Annotated in this window: 19 protein-coding genes; 9 read left to right on the top strand and 10 right to left on the bottom strand. The window is 55.6% G+C overall.

Features of this window, described 5'->3' with window-relative positions; translation table 11 throughout:
• The first annotated feature begins 23 nt into the window (after positions 1-23).
• Together yqfB and VGM55_RS23435 are read left to right on the top strand one after the other, a co-directional pair.
• Positions 24-341: a N(4)-acetylcytidine aminohydrolase gene (gene yqfB, locus VGM55_RS23440; RefSeq protein ID WP_154189256.1), complete on the top strand. Its 318-nt coding sequence runs from the start codon at positions 24-26 to the stop codon at positions 339-341.
• Positions 342-469: 128 nt separating this feature from the next.
• A complete protein-coding gene (locus tag VGM55_RS23435; protein WP_331636898.1) occupies positions 470-1,858 on the top strand; it encodes a hypothetical protein in 1,389 nt (462 codons plus the stop codon).
• Positions 1,859-2,055: 197 nt separating this feature from the next.
• Here VGM55_RS23435 and VGM55_RS23430 read toward each other — a convergent pair whose 3' ends face one another.
• Positions 2,056-2,277 carry a YdcH family protein gene (locus VGM55_RS23430; protein ID WP_038472217.1) on the bottom strand — a complete coding sequence of 74 codons (222 nt, stop codon included), beginning with the start codon at positions 2,275-2,277 and terminating at the stop codon, positions 2,056-2,058.
• A 261-nt stretch (positions 2,278-2,538) separates the two neighbouring features.
• On the opposite strand from VGM55_RS23430, the gene VGM55_RS23425 reads away from it, so the two are divergent.
• The 3 genes from VGM55_RS23425 (at position 2,539) to VGM55_RS23415 (ending at position 4,288) form a co-directional block, all read left to right on the top strand.
• Positions 2,539-3,303: a siderophore-interacting protein gene (locus VGM55_RS23425; RefSeq protein WP_331636897.1), complete on the top strand. Its 765-nt coding sequence runs from the start codon at positions 2,539-2,541 to the stop codon at positions 3,301-3,303.
• 11 nt (positions 3,304-3,314) lie between these two features.
• Positions 3,315-3,827, top strand: a complete 513-nt coding sequence (locus VGM55_RS23420) for a PadR family transcriptional regulator (protein WP_126356239.1) — start codon at positions 3,315-3,317, stop codon at positions 3,825-3,827.
• Between the two features lie 95 nt (positions 3,828-3,922).
• Positions 3,923-4,288, top strand: coding sequence for a DUF4186 domain-containing protein (locus VGM55_RS23415; RefSeq protein ID WP_331636896.1), 366 nt, complete (start codon positions 3,923-3,925; stop codon positions 4,286-4,288).
• A gap of 19 nt (positions 4,289-4,307) precedes the next feature.
• Here the strand turns inward: VGM55_RS23415 and VGM55_RS23410 are convergent, their stop codons facing one another.
• Both VGM55_RS23410 and pqqU read right to left on the bottom strand, forming a co-directional pair.
• Positions 4,308-4,766, bottom strand: coding sequence for a GNAT family N-acetyltransferase (locus tag VGM55_RS23410; protein ID WP_331636895.1), 459 nt, complete (start codon positions 4,764-4,766; stop codon positions 4,308-4,310).
• A 47-nt stretch (positions 4,767-4,813) separates the two neighbouring features.
• Entirely contained in the window at positions 4,814-6,955 is a 2,142-nt protein-coding gene (pqqU, locus tag VGM55_RS23405; RefSeq protein WP_331636893.1) for a TonB-dependent receptor PqqU, read from the bottom strand.
• 227 nt (positions 6,956-7,182) lie between these two features.
• Between pqqU and VGM55_RS23400 the strand changes: the two genes are divergently transcribed.
• Genes VGM55_RS23400 through VGM55_RS23390 form a run of 3 tightly spaced genes read left to right on the top strand, consistent with a single transcriptional unit; the run spans position 7,183 to position 8,997 of the window.
• Complete coding sequence (locus tag VGM55_RS23400; RefSeq protein WP_154189251.1) at positions 7,183-7,743, top strand: fasciclin domain-containing protein; 561 nt, start codon at positions 7,183-7,185, stop codon at positions 7,741-7,743.
• Between the two features lie 43 nt (positions 7,744-7,786).
• Positions 7,787-8,341, top strand: coding sequence for an RNA polymerase sigma factor (locus VGM55_RS23395; protein ID WP_331636892.1), 555 nt, complete (start codon positions 7,787-7,789; stop codon positions 8,339-8,341).
• Positions 8,338-8,997 (top strand): anti-sigma factor, encoded by a 660-nt coding sequence (locus VGM55_RS23390; RefSeq protein ID WP_154189249.1) that lies wholly within the window; start codon positions 8,338-8,340, stop codon positions 8,995-8,997. The genes VGM55_RS23395 and VGM55_RS23390 overlap by 4 nt, the downstream gene beginning before the upstream one ends.
• Positions 8,998-9,621: 624 nt before the next feature.
• On the opposite strand, the gene hrpA is transcribed toward VGM55_RS23390, so the two are convergent.
• Positions 9,622-13,521, bottom strand: coding sequence for an ATP-dependent RNA helicase HrpA (hrpA, locus tag VGM55_RS23385; protein WP_331636891.1), 3,900 nt, complete (start codon positions 13,519-13,521; stop codon positions 9,622-9,624).
• A gap of 213 nt (positions 13,522-13,734) precedes the next feature.
• Between hrpA and azoR the strand changes: the two genes are divergently transcribed.
• Positions 13,735-14,340: an FMN-dependent NADH-azoreductase gene (gene azoR / locus VGM55_RS23380; protein WP_008459208.1), complete on the top strand. Its 606-nt coding sequence runs from the start codon at positions 13,735-13,737 to the stop codon at positions 14,338-14,340.
• 125 nt (positions 14,341-14,465) lie between these two features.
• Here azoR and paaY read toward each other — a convergent pair whose 3' ends face one another.
• From paaY to VGM55_RS23350, 6 genes are all read right to left on the bottom strand, one after another.
• On the bottom strand, positions 14,466-15,062 hold the full coding sequence (gene paaY, locus VGM55_RS23375) for a phenylacetic acid degradation protein PaaY (protein WP_331636890.1): 597 nt from the start codon (positions 15,060-15,062) through the stop codon (positions 14,466-14,468).
• Between the two features lie 14 nt (positions 15,063-15,076).
• The gene (paaX, locus tag VGM55_RS23370) at positions 15,077-16,003 is read right to left on the bottom strand and encodes a phenylacetic acid degradation operon negative regulatory protein PaaX (protein WP_331636889.1); all 927 of its coding nucleotides are present in this window, start codon (positions 16,001-16,003) and stop codon (positions 15,077-15,079) included.
• Positions 16,004-16,129: 126 nt separating this feature from the next.
• The gene (locus tag VGM55_RS23365; RefSeq protein ID WP_154185786.1) at positions 16,130-17,317 is read right to left on the bottom strand and encodes a glycoside hydrolase family 5 protein; all 1,188 of its coding nucleotides are present in this window, start codon (positions 17,315-17,317) and stop codon (positions 16,130-16,132) included.
• An 89-nt stretch (positions 17,318-17,406) separates the two neighbouring features.
• The gene (locus tag VGM55_RS23360) at positions 17,407-18,225 is read right to left on the bottom strand and encodes a DUF2861 family protein (protein ID WP_331636887.1); all 819 of its coding nucleotides are present in this window, start codon (positions 18,223-18,225) and stop codon (positions 17,407-17,409) included.
• Positions 18,222-18,881: a response regulator transcription factor gene (locus VGM55_RS23355; RefSeq protein ID WP_154186297.1), complete on the bottom strand. Its 660-nt coding sequence runs from the start codon at positions 18,879-18,881 to the stop codon at positions 18,222-18,224. Before VGM55_RS23355 ends, VGM55_RS23360 begins: the two co-directional genes overlap by 4 nt.
• The gene (locus tag VGM55_RS23350) at positions 18,871-20,289 is read right to left on the bottom strand and encodes a DUF3404 domain-containing protein (protein WP_154185790.1); all 1,419 of its coding nucleotides are present in this window, start codon (positions 20,287-20,289) and stop codon (positions 18,871-18,873) included. The genes VGM55_RS23355 and VGM55_RS23350 overlap by 11 nt, the downstream gene beginning before the upstream one ends.
• Between the last annotated feature and the right edge of the window lie 115 nt (positions 20,290-20,404).

Here is a 20,404-nt window from a genome sequence, read left to right as displayed (position 1 = left end):
CCAAATGTTTATCAGGAGGCAGCATGGCCAACGACATCACTTTTTTCCGCCGCTTTGAGCACGACATTGTCGCCGGACTCAAAACCATTACCCTGCGTGACAGCAGTGAATCCCATTTCCAGCCGGGCCAGCGTTTACGCGTGGGTCGCTATGAAGATGACATTTATTTCTGCACTATCGACGTCGTCAGCGTGACGCCTGTACTGCTTGACGCCCTGGACGATGAGCATGCCCGCCAGGAGAACATGACGCTGGCAGAGCTTAAACAGGTGATTGGTGAAATCTATCCGGGATTGAATGCGCTGTACGAAATTTCTTTCCGTCTGGTTAGCGTGCCTTGAGAAAATACAGTCTCGTTTCTGGTGATTTCCAGGGATAAGCGGGATTGTTGGTTGTTATTGCGCGATCGGTTTTTAGCTCCCGATGATAGGATCGGGAGCTAATTTATTGCAATTATAATAATGCCATTATGCAGAATCATTTTTTAAAGCAAATTCAGCATTACCTCTCGACCTTTGAAAACCCAGAACAAGCAGCTCAGACTCCGCAGAGGCTCGCCGATTATCTTTTCTCAAACCAGACGCTGCTTGATGACAGCGATATCACGCTAGACTTGATTAACGCCCTGGGCGACTGGCTTGAAGGCAAGCAGCAGGATACTAATCAGCTCTATTTATCCCTCAATTTATTTTGGCTAAGCGCTTTGGCGCGAAGCGGTATCGATATTTTTTATTTTGGCGAACTGAATAAGCTACAAATGCTGAGGGCTCACTTCAGAAATTCAGCGATCAATAATCTCTATTATCTGGGAGCTGACGAGCAAAACCAGCAGGAAATTGATGTTTTCAACGCAAGGATCGCAGCAAGTTCCGCACCTTTTATCCTTTACGACCCGCATGGGTTAAAAGTAGCTCTGGCGGTAGAACATCCTCAGGCCATCGCCTGTATCTCGTTTTATGATCTGCTGATTCATAATTTCATCCCCTTAAGCACAACGGCTATTAAGTACACGCATTTGCTGGCGCAGCAATATACCGCGCTGGCTAACCCAGAAGTTAAAACGGTCATTATTGGTAACTCCTACAGCTTTTATGGCTGCCCTGAGGTGCTGTTGGAACACAGCGTAAATATCTCTACCCACAGTTTGGGGCTTAAGCAGGCCCAGCAGCTGACGGTTCATATTCTTGAGCGATACCCGCACGTACAGAACTTTATTTATTGCCTTGGCTTTTTTGATCTGTACAGCGATCTGCTAAAAACAAAAGACGACTTTAACCAGCAGATTATTCATGCATGGAGTCAGTTGAACAGCCATTATCTTATACAAGGTGCTGGCGAATCCGCCTCGGACGGTATTCAGGTCTTTAGCCGCCTGGTGATGCCATTTCCTGCGCAGGGGCAGACAATTACCGGGCTGGAGGATGCCACCTTCAGGGCGCAAATTTGCGAATCCACACGCGGTTTAATAGGCAGCATGGCTTCGCTTCCTCTGGCTCAGCAGCAGCAGGTGGCGCAGCTGCGTGGAATTGCACATTCTAAATCGGTTCATCATCAGACAACGCTGCGTGAGAACAAGCGACGAGTGAAACTCATGGACACCCTGCTGGCAAAGCACGGTAAGCATGTCGTCTGGCTGACGCCACCTTTCCCGGCCGCTTACGTGGATAACCTGGATGTCTGGATGAAATTCACGCATCGCAATTGCTTTGCCGGGCTTGACGCTGCACATTCGCGTTTTATCGACCTCTCAGAAAACCCAGCATTTACCCGTGAAGACTTCCGCGACGGGGACCATCTGAATTTTTCTGGTGCCAGAAAAATGACCGAAGTTCTCCGTGAACTGAACGTGGACGTATAGCCGTTTGCAGCAAGGGAAGGGCAAACCCTTCCTCCAGATTGATGACAAACAGCCGAAAAACGTGGTTTTCGACTGTTTGGGGCAAACCAGAGAACATTATTCATTGTTTTTATTAGACCAGGCTTTGGACTTTTTTAGAGCAATGAACTTTGTCAGCAGCCTCAGGGAAGGGTAAACCCTTCCCTGTCATTCTGTTATCAGGCCGGCTGGCTGGCCTGTTTCAACATCTGGTAAAGCTCTTGTTTTACCCTCAGTTTTTCTTTCTTCATCTGCACGACTTCATCGTTGTATCCCGTCCCTTGCGGCCCCTCCTTGCGCATAATCTCGCTATCGAGACGGTTGTGTTTATTACACAGGCTGAGAAAGCGGGGGTTTTCGGACTTCAGGTGGGAAATCAAATCACGGTACTCAGGAAACATGTCAGGCCTCCCTGGTCAGATGGTAGGTGAGTGGATGAACAACTGGCTGATGCCAACCTCAGTGTAGAACCTGATTTGCGATAAGGGAAAGGTCAAAAAAGTATCGTTTTGTCAATTTGCGATCCCGGTAGCGCCGCGCTGAAATGCATGTCATTCTCATTTACATGCCAGCAGGTTAACGCCGCAAAATGATAAAGACAGGCGGTATGACGTGCTCTAAGATATGTCTATGATATATCTTACATGCCTAAAAGGTACGCTATGACCACGCAAAATAATGCTAAAAAAATGCCGGTTCGGGTTCGTAATGAACTGAAGTTTCGTGAGTTAACGGTAAAAACCAAAACGTTTATCGCCGATACGTTTTACCGCCTCGAGTTCACCAGCCCGCAGCTGGCAGACTTTTCCTCACAGGGGTTCGACGACCACATTAAAGTCTTCTTCCCGGCAGAAAACGGGGAGTTCACCCCGCCGCAGATAACCAGCGAGGGCATTGTCTGGGGCGAGGGCGCGCGTCCACAGTCGCGGGACTACACGCCGCTGGACTTCGACGCGGAGCGCTGCGAATTAACGATTGATTTCTACCTGCACGACGGCGGGGTCGCCAGCAGCTGGGCGAAAGAAGCGCTGCCGGGAGACAAGCTGTTCATCGGGGGCCCACGCGGCTCTCTGGTCACGCCAACGGACTATCACTGGCAGCTTTACGTGACCGATGAAAGCGGCCTGCCTGCCGTGCGCCGCCGTCTCCAGTCGCTGAGCCAGGAAGTGCAGGTTCAGGTGCTGGTCAACTGCCACAATACCGACAGCCTGAGCTATTTAGCCCCGTTCCCGTCGGCCAACGTGCAGGAGCTCAGGTTCGAAGAGATAGCTCAATACCTTAAGCAGGTTGAGATCCCCGAAGACGACTACTACATCTGGATTGTGGGCGAAGGAAAGCAGGCGAAAGCACTGGGTGATTACCTGCTGGAAGAGCGTGGCCTGGATGCAGACCTGGTCCGCGCCGTTGCCTACTGGCATGACAAATAAGGCGACCGACCATGCGTATTCATCATGAACAAAACCATCCGGAAGGGCGTGCCCGCCATCGCCGTGAACGCCTGTTTGACGCCAACGACATCCGCCTGCTGATTCTGCATCTTTTGGCTGGCGGCCCGGCGCACGGCTACGAGCTTATAAAGTCCATTGAAAGCCTGGCGAAAGGGGAATATGTGCCGAGCCCCGGCATTATTTATCCTAACCTGACGCTGATGGAGGAAATGGGCTTAATCACGGTGGGCGAAGGGCAGAGCGGGAAAAAATCCTTCACGCTGACGGCAGAAGGAAAAACCTCGCTTGAACAGCAGCAGTCCGAACTGGAAGCGGTGACCACCAGGCTGGCCACCCTCGGCGTTCTCGGCGGCAACCGCCGTTTACCCGAGGTACAGCGGGCGATTCATAACTTCAAAACGGCGCTGCACGCTAAACTGGGCAGCACTGAGCTTTCGAAAGAGACGCTGTACAAAATCATCGACACGCTGGATCAGGCGGCCAAAGACATCGAGCGTAGTTAGTGTCAGCCAGGGCGTTGAGCTTTCAGCGCCCCGGCTTGCTATTTAGCCTTCACAGCGTACCATACCGTTTTCAAAGTCGGAAAAGATGTGCCGCAGTGAACAATCCCGATAGCGTTTTTCAGCGCCTTACACGCTCCCCGTTTCGCCAGCGTTTCCAGCTCGGCCCAAAAGAACGCCAGTACTGTATCGATAAAGGCCCGGAAACCGTCACCCGCCACGCCGAAGAGTTTATCGCCCTCCGCCTGGCACCTGCCGAGCCGAAAAACGACGGCAAACAAACGCCCATGCGCGGCCACCCGGTTTTTATTGCCCAACATGCCACGGCGACCTGCTGCAGAGGCTGCCTGGTTAAATGGCACGCGATACCGGCGGGAAGAGCGCTGACCGATGAAGAGCAGCGCTATGTGGTGGGCATTTTATATCGCTGGCTAACGGCACAAATGACGGGGCAAAAACCTTAAGCTCAATGCCGTAAGGGCACTACTGTTTCACAGCAGCGGGGCGTGATTTTTCGAAGCGAATATCTTCGCCGTCTTGCTCACCCACCGGCTGCCAGCCGTGGCGTTGATAAAAGTTTGCAGCACGGCTGCCTGCTGCCGTTTCCAGCCAGATGGTGGGCTGTTGGGCAAACAGAAACGCCTCGGCTTTTTTCAGCAGCAGCTTACCAACGCCCAGACCTTCAAACTGCGGCAGGACGAACATCGCAAACAGGCAGGCCTCTTCGGCAATCACCATGGCAAAACCAGCGGGCTGACCATCAACGTCTGCCAGCCAGATGCATGGGGATTCGGCAATAATATCCGCAATAGTCTGCGGTGTGATGCCCATTTCCGCCATTTCTTCGCGCGAAAGATGGTTCTCATTGACGCTGGTACGGATGGAGAAAAGCGTCTCGATATCGTCCCGTGTGGCATCACGGAGGGTCAGGATAGGTGACATAAAATTCCTTTTTAAATGTCCCCCCGGCTTAGCCGGAGGGAAAACGCTTACTGGAAGCTATAGCTGACGTTAACGCCCACGCCGTAGTTACGGCCAGGCGCTGGCTCGAAATAGCGGCCATTGCCTTCATTGACAATCACCGAGCCGACGTAATCGCGGTCGAACAGATTATCAACTCGCCCCCAGATGTCCAGCAGCCAGTTTTGCTGCAGCTGAAGCTTGTAGCCGGTGTTCAATCCCACGGTGGTGTAGGTCGGCGCTTTGGCGTCGTTCTGGTCGTCGGCCTGGATATCGCTCATATAGCGAACGTCCGCGCCCGCATACCAGCCGTCTTCAGGCACGTAGCCCAACGATGCGTAACCCATATTGCGGGCGATTCCCGGCATCCGGTTGCCGTTGCAGTCGTTTGTGCCACAAACGTTGCTGCGGTAGGTGGCATCGAGGTACGTCCAGGCCATTTTCAACCGCCAGTCTGCGGCGAACTGCTGATCGAGAGAAAGCTCAAGTCCACGGCGGCGAGTTTCACCGGCATTTTTATAGGTCGTGCGCCCACCGCTGCTTTGATCGACCACGATCTCGTTATCGGTGTCGGTCTGGAACAGGGCGGCGGTAAACAGGCCGTTGCCGATGCGGTTTTTACTGCCAACCTCAACCGTGGTGCTGGTAGAGGGCTGCAGAGCAAAGTTCAGCCCGGACGCGCCGTTGTCGCGGTAAGAAAGCTCGTTGATGGTTGGCGTTTCAAACCCACGGCCTGCGGAAGTGTAAACATTCCAGCCGTCATTAACGGCATATTTTAACGAGGCGGCAGGCAACCATTTGTGATAGCTGGCGTTGCCGCTGTCGTCGCCGTTTTTCCCCACGATGTAATAGTCGTTTGAATCAAAGTAGACCGAGCTGTAGCGCACGCCCGCATCCAGGCTGAGTTTATCGGTCAACTGCCACGTGGTTTGCAGGTACGGGTCGAGGTTCCACATCAGGTTGCGCTCGTTGCGGCGCAGGTTGCCTTGCTCGCCCAGCACCGTGGCGCCGTTCACCGTAACAAAGTTCTCGTAGCCTTTGCGCTTCTCGGTCATCGTCTCGTAGTCCAGCCCGGTGGTGAAGCTGACCGGCACGCCGCCGAGTTCGCCGTTGTGCGTCCAGCGGGTATCAATGCCCTGGTAATGCCTTGCCAGCTGGATCACGCCGCCGGGATGAGTAGGGCTTTTCTGGACTGCCGCAGGAATGGATTGAAACTGCGTGGTCTCACGCACGCCCGCGTACATCATCACGCTTAAATCATCGCGCTCGCTGAGCTGCCGGTCATAGCGCAGGCCGCCCTGGGTTTGCTTCGTTGTTTTTCGCGTATTGTACTGATCGGCGCGGGGCGCCTGCGTTGGATTATCGTGCCACTCCTGCCCGGTCAGGCCGCCGGGATCGTTCGCGTCAATGTCCACGCTGTTGAACAGTAAAGTCAGCTTGCTGACATCGTTCAGGCGAACGCCAAGCTTCGCATTGCCGAGGTTTTTCTGCGCGCTGCTGTGATCGCGGTAGCCGTGCGTGGTAAAGCGCGAGGCGGATACGGCATAGTCCACATCCCCGGCCTGCGCGCCGTCGCCGGTTGAGCCGGTGGCTTTCACGCTGTTACGCCAGCTACCGAAGCTGCCGTAATAGCTGCTGGCTTCGAACGTAGGCGGCTGACGGCCGGTTTCCGTTGTGACGTTAACGACGCCGCCCGAAGAGTTGCCGTAGAGTGCGGAAAACGGCCCACGAAGAACCTCGATACTTTCCACGCTATTAAGATCGATATTTGACGTTTGTCCCTGGCCATCGGGCATGGTGGCCGGGATCCCATCCACATACATGCGCACGCCCCGTACGCCGTACATCGAGCGCGAGCCAAAGCCGCGTACCGAGAGCTGTAAATCCTGGGCATAGTTCTGGCGGTTCTGAATTTGCAGTCCTGGCACGCCGCCAAGATTTTCCGAAAGATTGATACGCGGCGTGGCCTGGCGCAGGTCATCGCCTGAAACCACGCTCACCGCGGCTGGCGTATCCAGCTCAGAAACCGTCGCAGGCTTAGCGGTCACCAGCAGCGTGGTCTCATCGGTTTGCGTTGTGTCGGCGGCTTGCGTAAAGCAGGGGGTGAATGCTGGGATCAGGAGAAGTGCGGTTTTACTGCTCTGGAGTCTGTTTTTCTGGGTTGTTTTCATCAGGGGGTGTTTACGGCATGCGCCAATTGTCAGGATCGTGAGCTTTATATGTTAGTTGCTGTGTTTAAGTTTTGAAAATTATTAACGCACGTAACGTTAACAATGGGTTGCGAGTGGTGAAAGAAACGGCGAAATATTTTTTATTTTTACTGCATCCAGCGGCGCATCCTCACCCGTATATCAGAATGTGAGCAACTCTCTTGCTCCCCACAATTGAGGAATTCAACATGAACAAGTATTTTGCTTCCGCCGTGTGCGCCTCCGCTTTTTTCAGTACGCTGAGCATTGCCTCAATGACGAATGATTCCGTGATGGTGGGCGGTGCAGCGATGTATCCGTCAAAAAATATCGTTGAGAACGCCGTGAATTCCAAAGATCACACCACGCTGGTCGCGGCGGTGAAGGCCGCTGGTTTAGTGGATACTTTACAGAGCAAAGGGCCATTTACCGTCTTTGCCCCAACCGATGCCGCGTTTGCCAAACTGCCTGCGGGCACGGTCAGCAATTTGATCAAGCCGGAAAACAAAGCCACGCTGACCAGCATCCTGACCTATCACGTGGTCGCGGGGAAATATGACATGAAAGCGCTGGAGAAAAAAATCCAGCAGGGCGGCGGGAGCGCAGAATTAAAAACCGTGAACGGCCAACCGCTGTGGTTTATGAATAACGGGCCACACAATATTCAAATTAAAGATGCGAAAGGCAACATTGCCAATATCAGCACTTATGACGTAAACCAGAAAAATGGCGTTATTGACGTTATTGATACCGTACTGATGCCGAAGTGAGTGTCTATACTCGATTCAGGCCTGTCGCCTGGTCGAGAAAAATATGGATAAAATTCTGGTAGAACAGCAGGTAAAACTGATGCAGGCGGTTGCTGAAGGCGACCGCCGCGCATTTGAACAACTCTATCGTCTGACTTCGCCCCATCTTTTTGCCGTCGCGCTGCGCACCGTTCAGCGGCGGGCATGGGCGGAAGAAATTCTGCATGATGCATTTCTTACGGTGTGGTACCGGGCTTCTGGCTACGACTCCGCGTTAAGCGCTCCCGTGACCTGGCTGACCCATATTGTTCGCAATCGCTGCATCGACTGGCTGCGCAGCGGGCAATCCCGCGCGGCAAACCAGGAAGAAGAACTCAGCGATAACGCCGTCGATATGGAAAGCGAAGCAGACAACGGCTGGTGTGACGAACAGCAGGCAGGGCGCCTGCGTGGCTGTCTGGAAGGACTCAGCAGCGAACAGCGGCAAAGCGTGGTGCTGGCCTACTATCAGGGCATGTCCCACGGCGACATCGCCGAGTGGTTACAGCAGCCGCTCGGCACGGTAAAAAGTTGGATCCGCAGGGCGCTGGATCACCTTAAGGATTGCGTCGGACTATGAACAGCAGCCAACAAAGAGATAACGCACTGGCCTCTGAATACGCGCTGGGTACGCTGCGCGGCAGTGCGCGTTTGCGATTCGAAAAGCGTCTCCAGACCGAGCCGGAGCTTGCTGCGCTCGTGGGCCGCTGGCAAACCCTGCTCGGCGGGCTGGACAGTTGGATCCAACCGCAACCCCCGCCGGAAACCGTCTGGAAGAAAATTCAGCTTAGCCTGCCGCCTGAGCGTAACGTCGTCGTGCGTTCCCGCTGGCGCTGGAACTACCTTGGCTGGGCGCTCGCCGCCGGGCTTGCCGCCGTTGCGCTGGTGCCGTATTTCAGCGCCAAAACGCCAGAACTTGCGCCGCTTATGGTGCTTAACAGCAGCAGCCAGCAGGGGCAGTGGCTGGTCAGCGCCGACAGCGATCGTACAACGCTGCGCCTCACGCCGCTACAGTTGGCTTCCGTCTCCGCCAGCAATAGCCTGCAGCTGTGGGCCATTCCGGTCGGCGCGAAGCCAGTATCTCTCGGGCTATTGGACAGCAAAGCAGTGACGCAGGTGAGCAACGGTAGCGTGACGTTGTCACGCGGTGTGACGATCGCCATTAGCCTTGAGCCGCAGGGCGGTTCACCGACCGGTCAGCCAACGGGGCCGGTGGTGTATAGCGGGGTACTGTAGGAAGGCTGGGGGTGAGTGTCTTACTGTAATCCACATGTTACTCGGATGAAGTTCCGTTCACTTCCAGTCCTGTTTTATATGCAGCCACCGCAACGGTGAACGACTCGGGGGAATCACCGCCATTCCCCCGAGACCCCGGACTCCCGGCCAAATAAATCGACCGCTGAAGCGGCAGACCTCCGTTTTATCTCCCAGTCCTGGGTCGGCTGAGATGCGTTCCCGACGCTCTCAGCCTCCGGCCGTTCCCGACGCCCGGACCCTGGCCAGTCGGAGAGAAAACCGAGGCGATTTAAGCCGGAACCGTGCCGCGCTTTAAACCCGCAGCCATGCTGAACATCACAATCGCTTCCGGTTCAACAGCCACGCCCTTGTCCCCGGCTCTCAGCGCCCCCGGTTATGACCCAACTCAGGCGGGGTTGAGCTGTCGGGAACGACCCCGAATGTTTGGGTGATTGCCGGTGGGTTTACCGCTTCAGCGGCGATGAGCTCGCCGGGCGCCGGGGGTTGTCAGGGGGAATGGCGTAATTCCCCATGACACGTTCACTGTTTGCTTAGCTTGCAAGGAAAACGGCTCTAAAGGTGAACGGAAAAGTCGCGTTGCTTACATACGGGATACTACGAAACTCAAAGCGCTACCTGCTCCATCGCCTGCAAAATACGCTTATCGGAAATAGGATACGGGGTTCCCAGCTGCTGAGCAAAATAGCTGACGCGCAGCTCTTCTATCATCCAGCGGATCTCCTGCACCTCTTCGTTCTCGCGGCTGGCCGGCGGTAGCTTGTTCAACCACTGCTGCCATGCCTGCTGCACGCTTTCCACTTTCAGCATTTGCGCACGATCGCGATGCGGATCGATAGCCATTTTCTCCAGTCGCTTCTCGATAGCCTGCAGGTAACGCAGCGTGTCGCCGAGGCGCTTATAGCCGTTGCCGGTCACAAAACCTCGGTAAACCAGGCCGCTCATCTGTGCTTTTATATCAGACAGACCAAGCGCCATGGTCATATCCACGCGCCCTTTCAGCCGTTTGTTGATGTTAAATACTGCCGTAAGGATCTGCTCGACCTGTTTGGCAATCTCAACCACCGTGTCGTTCAGCTCTGCGCGCACTTTTTCATGCAGCGTGGCAAACCCTTCTTCGCTCCAGACCGGCCCGCCGTTTTGCGCAATCAGCTTATCAATACCGCAGGAAATACAGTCGTCGATAAGCTCCAGAACTTTGCCGTACGGGTTGAAGTAGAGGCCAAGCTTGGCTTTATTCGGCAGCTTTTCGTGCAGGTATTTCACCGGCGATGGAATGTTCAGCAACAGCAGACGGCGCAGGCCACGCCACATCGCCTGTTGCTGTTCAAGCGGGTTATCAAACAGCTTAATCGCCACGCTCTCTTTTTCATCCACCAGCGCCGGGAAGGCCTTCATCCGGTAGTTGCCACGTTTTTGCTCATAGCTTTCCGGCAGTGAACCAAAGCTCCAGATGTGCAAACCGCTCTGCTCGATACCGTCGTCCGCCACCGCGGACAGCGTCTGCTGAACCTTATCTTTCAGGCCGCCCTTCAGCTCGCTGAGGTCTTTACCTTCTTTAAGCTTCTTGTTGTGCTCGTCCACCACGCGGAAGGTCATTTTCAGATGATCGGGCACCTGATCCCAGTGCCAGTCTTCCCGGTCAATCGTGACGCCCGCCATACGGCGGAATTCGCGCTCAAGGCTGTCCAGCAGCGGAAGCTCCAGCGGCGTAGCCCGGCCTAAAAACGCTTCCGCATAGTTAGGAGCCGGCACAAAATTGCGGCGCACCGGCTTCGGCAGAGATTTGATCAGGGCGATAATCAGTTCACGGCGTACGCCCGGGATCTGCCAATCAAAACCGGCTTCCTCAACCTGGTTAAGCAGCGGCAGCGGGATATGTACCGTCACCCCGTCAGCATCTGCACCCGGTTCAAACTGATAGGTCAGGCGCAGCTTCAGGTTGCCCTGGTGCCAGAAGTTCGGGTAGTCCAGCTTGCTGACCTGCTCCGCACCTTCCCTGATCAGCATATTTTTTTCGAAATTCAGCAGATCCGGCGTTTCGCGATGGGTCTTTTTCCACCAGCTATCGAAATGGCGCGCGGAAATCACCTCATGGGAGATGCGCTGGTCATAAAATTCAAACAGCGTTTCGTCGTCTACCAGGATGTCACGACGGCGAGACTTATGCTCAAGATCTTCGACTTCCGCCCTCAGCTTGAGGTTGTCGCGGAAGAAAGCGTGACGGGTTTGCCAGTCGCCCTCCACCAGGGCGTGGCGGATAAACAGCTCGCGGCACAGCGCCGGGTCAATGTCGCTGTAGTTCACCTTACGCGCTGCCACAATCGGCAGGCCATAAAGCGTGACTTTTTCCTGCGCCATCACCGCGCCCTGGGCTTTCTCCCAGTGCGGCTCGCTGTAGGAGCGCTTAATCAGGTGCTGCGCCAGCGGCTCAATCCATTCTGGATCGATACGGGCAGCGATGCGCCCCCACAGGCGGCTGGTTTCCACCAGCTCGGCCACCATCGTCCACTTCGGTGGCTTTTTAAATAAGCCGGAGCCAGGGAAGATGGAGAAACGAGCGTTTCGCGCTCCGGTATACTCCTGTTTTTCCGTGTCTTTCTGCCCGATGTGGGACAAGAGTCCCGTCAGCAACGCCGAATGCACCGAGCGGAAGTCACCCGGTTCGCTGTTCACCGGCAGGCCAAGCTCTTTCACCACCTGGCGCAGCTGGGTGTAGATATCCTGCCATTCGCGAACGCGCAGGTAGTTAAGGAAGTCCAGCTTGCACTGGCGGCGGAACTGATTCGAAGAGAGCGCTTTTTGCTGCTCGCCGAGGTAGTTCCACAGGTTCACGTAGGCCAGGAAGTCCGACTCTTTATCGTGGAAACGACGGTGTTTCTCGTCCGACGCCTGCTGCTTATCCATTGGGCGCTCGCGCGGATCCTGAATGGACAGCGCGGAGGTAATGATCATCACCTCACGCACGCAGCCAAATTTCTGCGCTTCCAGCACCATTTTGGCGAGGCGCGGGTCGACCGGCAGCTGTGAAAGCTGGCGACCAGATGGCGTCAGTTTGTAAACGCTATGATCTTCATCGCTGGTAATGGCGCCCAGCTCTTCCAGAAGGCGGACACCGTCCTGGATGTTGCGTTTATCCGGCGCCTCAACGAACGGAAACGCCTGAATATCACCCAGCCCCAGCGCCGTCATCTGCAAAATGACCGACGCGAGGTTGGTTCGCAGAATTTCCGGATCGGTAAACTCAGGGCGCGACAGGAAGTCGTCCTCGGAGTAAAGACGAATGCAGATCCCTTCCGACACGCGACCGCAGCGGCCTTTACGCTGGTTGGCCGAAGCCTGGGAAACCGGCTCAATCGGCAGGCGTTGCACTTTGGTACGGTAACTGTAACGACTAATACGCGCCGTGCCCGGATCGATAACGTACTTGATGCCCGGCACGGTCAGCGAGGTTTCCGCGACGTTGGTCGCCAGAACAATGCGCCGCCCAACGTGGGACTGGAAAACGCGGTTCTGCTCGCTGTTGGACAGGCGAGCATAGAGCGGCAGAATTTCGGTATGCGGCAAATTCAGCTTCGTTAGCGCATCTGCGGTGTCGCGAATTTCCCGCTCGCCGCTCATGAAGATCAGGATATCACCTGCGCTTTCATGACCAAGCTCGTCCACCGCATCAAAAATGGCCTGCAGCTGGTCACGGTCGGTATCGTCGTTATCTTCGACCATCGGGCGATAGCGCACTTCCACCGGATAAGTTCGTCCAGACACTTCAATGATTGGTGCATGATTGAAATGGCGCGAGAAGCGCTCCGGGTCAATGGTCGCCGAGGTGATAATGATCTTGAGATCGGGGCGCTTCGGCAGCAGCTCGCGCAGGTAGCCAAGCAGAAAGTCGATATTCAGGCTGCGTTCGTGGGCTTCATCGATGATGATGGTGTCGTACTGCATCAGCAGCCTGTCCTGCTGAATTTCCGCCAGCAGGATCCCGTCCGTCATCAGCTTAACCATCGTGTTGTCGCCGACGTGGTCGGAGAAACGAACCTTATAGCCTACGCAGCCGCCGGGTTCGGTTTGCAGCTCTTCCGCAATACGGTTTGCCACCGTACGCGCCGCCAGACGGCGAGGCTGAGTGTGGCCGATCAGCCCTTTAACACCGCGCCCCAGCTCCATACAAATTTTCGGCAGCTGGGTGGTTTTCCCTGAGCCGGTTTCACCCGCCACGATCACCACCTGATGGTCGCGCACGGCGTTCAGAATGTCCTGTTTTTTCTGACTGACGGGCAGGTTTTCAGGATAGGTAATCGCCGGGCGCGCGGCTTCGCGCAGCAGCACTTTACCCGCCGCGGCGTCTATTTCTGCGGCCAACGTGTCGAATAAGGCCTGTTGAGAATCAGCATTTTTAATTTTCTTCGCACCGTGCAGACGGCGAGAAAAGCGTTGTCTGTCGCGAAGCATCAGCCCGTCAAGACGGGCAAACAAAGAGGACAGCGAGGGTTTCGTCATTTCCATTTTATCTATCGTTATTTCGCTACCGGGCACAACCGGATAAGTCACGGCGTTGATTTCAGCTATTTTATCACACCCCGGTTTTTAACGCCTTGTTCAATAAATTCGAATATAGGGTTCGATATATTGCGCTATCTCTGTAATCAGATTGTGAATAGAGTAAGTCCAAGCGAACGGGCATATTGTCCGACTGACCAAACACTAAGGAATCACCCCATGAGCAAAGTATTAGTTCTGAAATCCAGCATCCTGGCAGGTTACTCTCAGTCCAACCAGCTGTCCGACTATTTTGTTGAACAATGGCGTGAAAAACACAGCGCTGACGAAATCACCGTTCGTGACCTGGCGGCAAACCCAATTCCAGTGCTGGACGGTGAACTGGTTGGAGCTCTGCGCCCTTCCGATGCTGCGCTGACGCCGCGCCAGCAGGAAGCACTCGCGCTGTCTGATGAGCTGATTGCCGAACTGAAAGCGCACGACGTGATTGTGTTCAACGCGCCGATGTACAACTTTAACATTCCGACCCAGCTGAAAAACTACTTCGACCTGGTGGCTCGCGCTGGCGTCACCTTCCGTTACACCGAGAAAGGCCCTGAAGGCCTGGTGACCGGTAAACGTGCCCTGGTTGTGACCAGCCGCGGCGGGATCCACAAAGACACCCCAACCGATCTGCTGGTGCCTTACCTGAACGTGTTCCTGGGCTTCATCGGGATCACCGACGTGAACTACGTGTTTGCTGAAGGTTTTGGTTACGGTCCGGAAGTGGCGGCTAAAGCACAGACTGACGCGAAAGCGGCAATCGACAGCATCGTTGCTGCGTAAGATTTTTTCCTGGAGTGACTGACCCTCACCCTAACCCTCTCCCTGGAAGGGAGAGGGGATAAACAATATTCTCCAAACCTGTTTTCCCCCTCGCCCCTTGGGGGAGAGGGCCGGGGTGAGGGGAATTAACCGCTTTTCTTAGGCTGGTGCAAATCCTCAAACACCAGACGTTTACGCCCCGCCTCTACCTCTCGCAGCGGCTCAACCTGATGCATCGTTCGCTGGCAGCGGATCACCAAATCCTGGTACTCTTTCGTCCCCTGTTTTTTCCAGGCAAGTTCCTCCGGTCTTAATTCACGTATCGCTTTCGCCGGGCTGCCGATAATCATCGTATTGGCCGAAAACTCGGCTTTACCTTTCACAAAGGCCGCCGCACCGACAATCGAGTTCTCACCAATCTGCGCACCGTCCAGGATCACCGCGTTCATGCCGACCAGCGCATTTTTACCGATGCGGCAACCGTGTAAAATAGCCCCGTGGCCGATATGGCCGTCCTGCTCAACAACGGTATCCTGCTCGGGGAAACCATGCATTACGCAGTTGTCCTGCACGTTAGCACCATCTTCAACGATAATGCGCCCAAAATCCCCGCGCAGGCTGGCATTGGGGCCGATGTAGACGCGGTGACCAAGAATAACGTCGCCGATCAGCACCGCTGTCGGGTGAACATAGCTGTCTTCCGGGACGACCGGCGTCAGGCCATCAATCTGATAAACGGACATACGGGCTCCTTAACTTATGGGTTGAGTCCACCGAATCGCTTTTGGTAGCCGCTCACCGGGGCAGGCAAATCGCCGACCGAGGTTTCGCCCAGTTCACTGACGTATGCAAGCGCCCCGGCGGCAACCCGCTGATAGATATTAATGCACAGCTGGCGGGCGCTCTGCCCCAGCCAGTGCGGCGGCAGAAGTTCGTCCGGCAACAGCGGATCTTTGAGCACCACGCGACGGTAGAAATGGATCAGTAACAGCTGAATATGAAAACAGCGCTGCGGCGTAAGCTCGTCGCCACCCGCCTCGCGCAGCAGCGGCAGCAGCGGCCGGAAGGAGTGAATAAATTCGGCGTAACGTTCATTTTTATCGGTCAGCAGCCAGCACTCTTCCACGCGGGATTTCAGCGCCGCGCGTGACGCTTGCAGAGGAGATTCGGCCTCAAAACAGATAACCTGTTCAGCAACGCCCGCCTCATGCAGCAGACTTTGAATGTCCGCCAGATTTTGCGAAGGAGAAGCCATCAGGTTTGGCGCAAGCGCACCGAACCCCTGCCAGACAAGCTGTTTTTTCACCTGCTGCAGCGTGGTTTTTTCCAGGCCTTCAGAAAGCAATAGCAGCCATTTTCCGTCCCAGGCGGGCTGCCCGGCGCAATAAATTTTCGACTCAGCGCGGCGCGACATCCTCTGGCCCATTTCCGTCAGGCGGTAAAAACTGCGTCTCCCCACCCGCTCCACGTCGAGCCAGCCCTCTTTATTGAGACGAAAAAGCGACGTTCGCACAAAACGCTCACCAAAGCCCAACGGCTCCAGCATCGCCGCCAGGCTACCCAGCCAGATTTCACCGCCGCGATGGGCCAGCGCGTCGCCGTACAAAGACACAATTAGCGAGGTGCCGCTGATGGGCACCGCGCTAACGGCCTGCTGAATAAAGTGATCGAGTTTGCTGCTCATCCTGCCTCATTGCCGCTATAGGAATTCCTGTGAAAAAACATAGCATAATAAAGCCGGTTAAAATCACCGAATTAGCAGATACGATTCAAAATAATCATCAAAAACCTCTAATGCGTAACACTTATTTCAGCGTATTGACTGCGCCAGGCGACGGCTTATCGGCTCAAACTCAGGCGTTGCATGGCGCGGTAAATTATCCGGCTTATGCTCATCAATCGCTTTCCAGTACGCCCAGGGCACTTTGCTTTTTCCCAGCTCGTAGTCCATCCCATCCCAGGCATCCTCCCGGAAGCTGTAAAATGCCCAGTGAGCCTGCGTTTTATCCAGCGCACTGAGAACATCCTCAAGATATTGACGGCAGCCGGCCAGCTGGCGCATACAGCCGAATTCACCGGCCACCATACGATTCTCTGCAATCCCACGCTGCTTAGCCCACCAGAACGGCTGCTGGAGATACCCGGCAACGCGGCTGCCATTCCACTCCTCTTGCTTACCGCCAAACGGTACGACGCCGGGATATGCGTACGGTTTGAGACGTTTGAAGTTTGGTGCGCTGGTCGCATCGTAGGGTTCGTACATGTGGAAACTGTAGAGTACGCGGCCGTCGCTTAAAGCGGTGGGCCAGTAGCTGAAGCTGTCGGCGGCGGCATACCAGCCGCTATCTACCATGACAGGCGTAGTCTTATCCACTTCACGTATCGCTTTGATCACGGTTTGATAAAATGCCGGCAGATCGCGCGCGGTACCCTGATGCGCTTTATACCAGGTCTTCATCTCCTCGAGCGAAGCATGTTCCGGCAACCCTCCCCGCTTCTCGGGTGCAGGCTCGTTAACCAGGTTATATGCTGCAATGGCCGGGTTATCTTTTAATTGCTCAGCCAGGTCGCGCCAGAACTGCGCACTTTGCTGCCAGTAGCGTTTGTCCTGCCACAGTCGGTCATCAAACTGACCATTATTGTTCTGCGCCCAGCGCATGCCGGGCAGCGAAAGCGGCGTAATCACGACTTTGAGCCCGGCGGCATGGGCCCGCTCCAGAGTCTCTTTTAGCGTTTTAAGATCCTGTTTCATCAGCCCCTGATAGCTGTCGGCGTTCCCTATCAAAAAATCACGCTGCGCCGGTTGCCATTTATCCCAGGACAACCTTACCCAGGTCGCACCGTAACCCTTAAGGGCAGAAAAATAGGCCTGGTCAGGCGGCAGACGGTTAAAGCTGTTACCGCCGTGCTGCGGAGAGTTCCAGAAAGCGATGCTGTCAACGGCAAACGATGAGGTGGAAATCAAAACCAGCCCCGCCAAAAGTGCTTTAAGTTTCATGGCAAATGCCTCAGTAACGGAAGAGACAGCATTATTGTCGGTTAGCGGAAGGCATTTGTCAGAGGAATGTCAGGATAGTCCCGCGGCCGTTACTTTTGCAGAGTGGACAATGGTCCGGCAAGGCGATGTTCAGTACGTACGGCTACGCTTCCACGATTCTCCGCGCTCACCACCGCAACCGTTGCCCAGACGTTGTCGGCAGGCTGCGCGGGCCAGGGGGTCAGCAGCATCTTGTCGCTTCGCGACCACCAAATCTGGTTATAGTCGACGCGGGTAAGCAACGACTGCTCAAGCCACGGCTCCGGGCACGCTGCCGCAACGTGCGGTGCCTTAAGGATAATCGTGCGGCCATGCAGCTGGATTTGTCCCAGCCCGCTGATACCCTGTAAGGCCAAAGGTTGCTGCCATTGCTGGCCGTCGCTTGAGACGGTTAGCAAATAGACGCCCGCACTCAGCGGCTGGTTAAACTCCTCACTCTCGACGCGAAATTCACTTTCTGGTTCGTACTGTACCGGTATTGCGGAAAGCACCTCGTTACCGCCCGGTAGTTGCAGCGAAACCTTGAGGTCATGGCGGTAACTTTTGCCGCTCAGGGTAAGACGATAAATCCGGCTGAGCGGCATATCTCGCTGCATCAACGTTAACGTTATGCCATCAAGCCACGCAGGCGCCGCCGGCGGAAGGTCTTTGCCGCATTGCTTGCTGACCACGGCATTGAGCGCCTCCTTCCACGCCTGGCGCTGTGCCTGGCTATTCAGCCGCGGCCAGACGTCAATCAACTGGCCGATGGCAAGATCATCGCGCTGGTTAAACAGCTGATGATAAACCGGCTCCAGCGGCGTTTGTGGTAGCGCGGCGTCAAGGTTTAGCGGCGCGATGATGAAAGCGGCTAACAGGCATCGTTTCATTGCGGCAGATCCAACCGGTAGCCAATACCACGCACGCTCGCGATTGGCAAACCAGGCAGCTTCTGTCGTAACTGCAAAATATGCGTATCCACCGTTCGGGTTGACGGAAAATGCTGGTACCCCCAGACCTGATTTAACAACTCATCGCGTGTGAACACGCGTCCGGCCATCTGCATCAGCATCGCCAGCAGCGCAAACTCCGTTGCCGTAAGCGACACCTCCTTTTGCTGCCACAATGCAATCTGCCGCGCCGGGAGCAAACTGAGTTCACCACAAACCAGAACCCCTTCCCCTAACGGGCGAAGCTGAGCCCGGATGCGTGCCAGCAACTCGACGTGAGCGAAAGGTTTGCTGAGGTAGTCCCGCGCGCCGGCCTCAAGCCCGGCAACCCGCTCTTCGACGCTCACTTTTGCCGTCAGTACAATCACCGGCAGGGCTTTTTTCGCAAGCCATTGCGGCAGTAATCGCAGGCTGTCTCCCTCGGGAAGCTGACGATCGAGGATAGCCAAATCCGCCTGATACCAATAATCAAGCACATGTTCGCCGGTACGGAGCCAGCGGCAGGTGAACCCTTCCTGCTGTAAAAACGCCGCCAGCCCTTCCCCCAGCACCCGATCGTCTTCAATAAGTAGCAGCGAATAAGCATTAACCGGCATCACAGGGAAGCTCCAGTGTAAAGGTGGTTGGTGAAGGGCTGAACGTTAACCGGCCGTTCAGGCGGTGGGAGACCCGCTGAACGATGGTTAGCCCCAACCCAAGACTGCTGTCTGACCAGCGCAAGCGGCGTGCGTTTAGCAGCGGATTTTTGCTCATCGTACCGCCATCGCTCACCTGGAAAAGCAGTTGAGTTTTGCTTTTTCGTACCGTCAAACGCACGGGAGGAACGCCGTGGCGAAACGCATTATCCAATAAATTCGTCAGGCAAAGGCTGCTCCAGTAAAGCGCGACGCCAACGGTCATATCCTCTGCCAGGCAATAGGTCAGGCCGTCCCGGTCAGCACAAAGATGATCGAGCCATTCGCTGAGCAGTACCTGGGTTGGCGTTTCCAGCGCCTCGCGCTGATGCTCTGCTATCAGATAGTGCTTGCTGGTTTCGGCCATCTGGCGCATGCGCTGAAGCGTGTTGGCCAGCGCGACAAAATTAAGCTGTGCCCCTTCGGGAAGCCGATCAAAGTCGCGGCGAAAATGCTCAACGACATTGCTCAGTTGAGCGATAGGCGTGCGCAGTTCATGCGTCAGCATTTGCGTAATAAAACGCTGCCGTTCGCGTAAGCGGCGGCGCTGCCAGCCCATCCACGCAAGCCCCACCGCGGCAAAAACCGTCAACAGAGCAAACAGCCAGCGCCAGAGGTCGCGGTAGCCCTCACTGGCATTAGCGCACAGCGCCCCCAGCCGTAGATCGCAGCGCCCCCCGGCATTCACCAGCTTGATCCCGGCCTGATTTGCCAGGGGCTGCCAGACCTGAGCGTCATAACGCTGCCATTGCTGGCGGCTGAGGTGCCACAGCTCACCCTTTTGCAGCAGCCATTGCTGGCCGCCGAGCAGCGCGTCCAGATTGTTATCGGACAACGTCCCCACGCCGCCCAGATCGTCAGGCCTCTCCCGCACGTGAAGCGAGCTTCTTAACGCTGCGGTCGCGTCAGGGTGGCGTAATATATAGTGCCACGCGCTGCTTCCGCCTAAAGGGTAGATGGGATTAGCCCTGAACCAGGCGGCAGACGGTCTCTCTTGCTGGCATAGCGCCCGGACAAAGGGCAGCACGGACGCTGGCAATGAGGCATTATTCACGCAGCGTTTATCAAGCTGATACAGCACCGTCAGGTCAGCCAGTGACCAGGACTGAAATTGAGGGTACATCGACTCAGGCTTCAGCAAGGCCACATCCAGCTGCTGCAGGGTTTGCAACGGCACCTGCGCTGCCGGAACGGCATGGCTTAACGCCGTGCTGAACTGCTCAAGGGCCGCGGTGAGTTGCGCCGCGCGCGCCGCGCTTTGAGGCAGCCATAATCCCAGGCATAAACAGAGCAGTAATGAACGGAGGATCGGGACAAGGCGCTGAGCCACGAGAAGAGCCTTAATCGGTAAAGGATGGCAAGGTTGTAACGTTGCGCTGGGACGTTGTCAAAGTATTGCGAAGAAAGAAGGCGCCTTCAATCCTTGCAATACGACACGGCAGGTT

The organism is Cedecea sp., assembly GCF_036500665.1.
Lineage (GTDB): Bacteria > Pseudomonadota > Gammaproteobacteria > Enterobacterales > Enterobacteriaceae > Cedecea.
The sequence above is the reverse complement of the archived record's forward strand: the minus strand, read 5'-3'. Positions and strand labels throughout refer to the sequence as shown.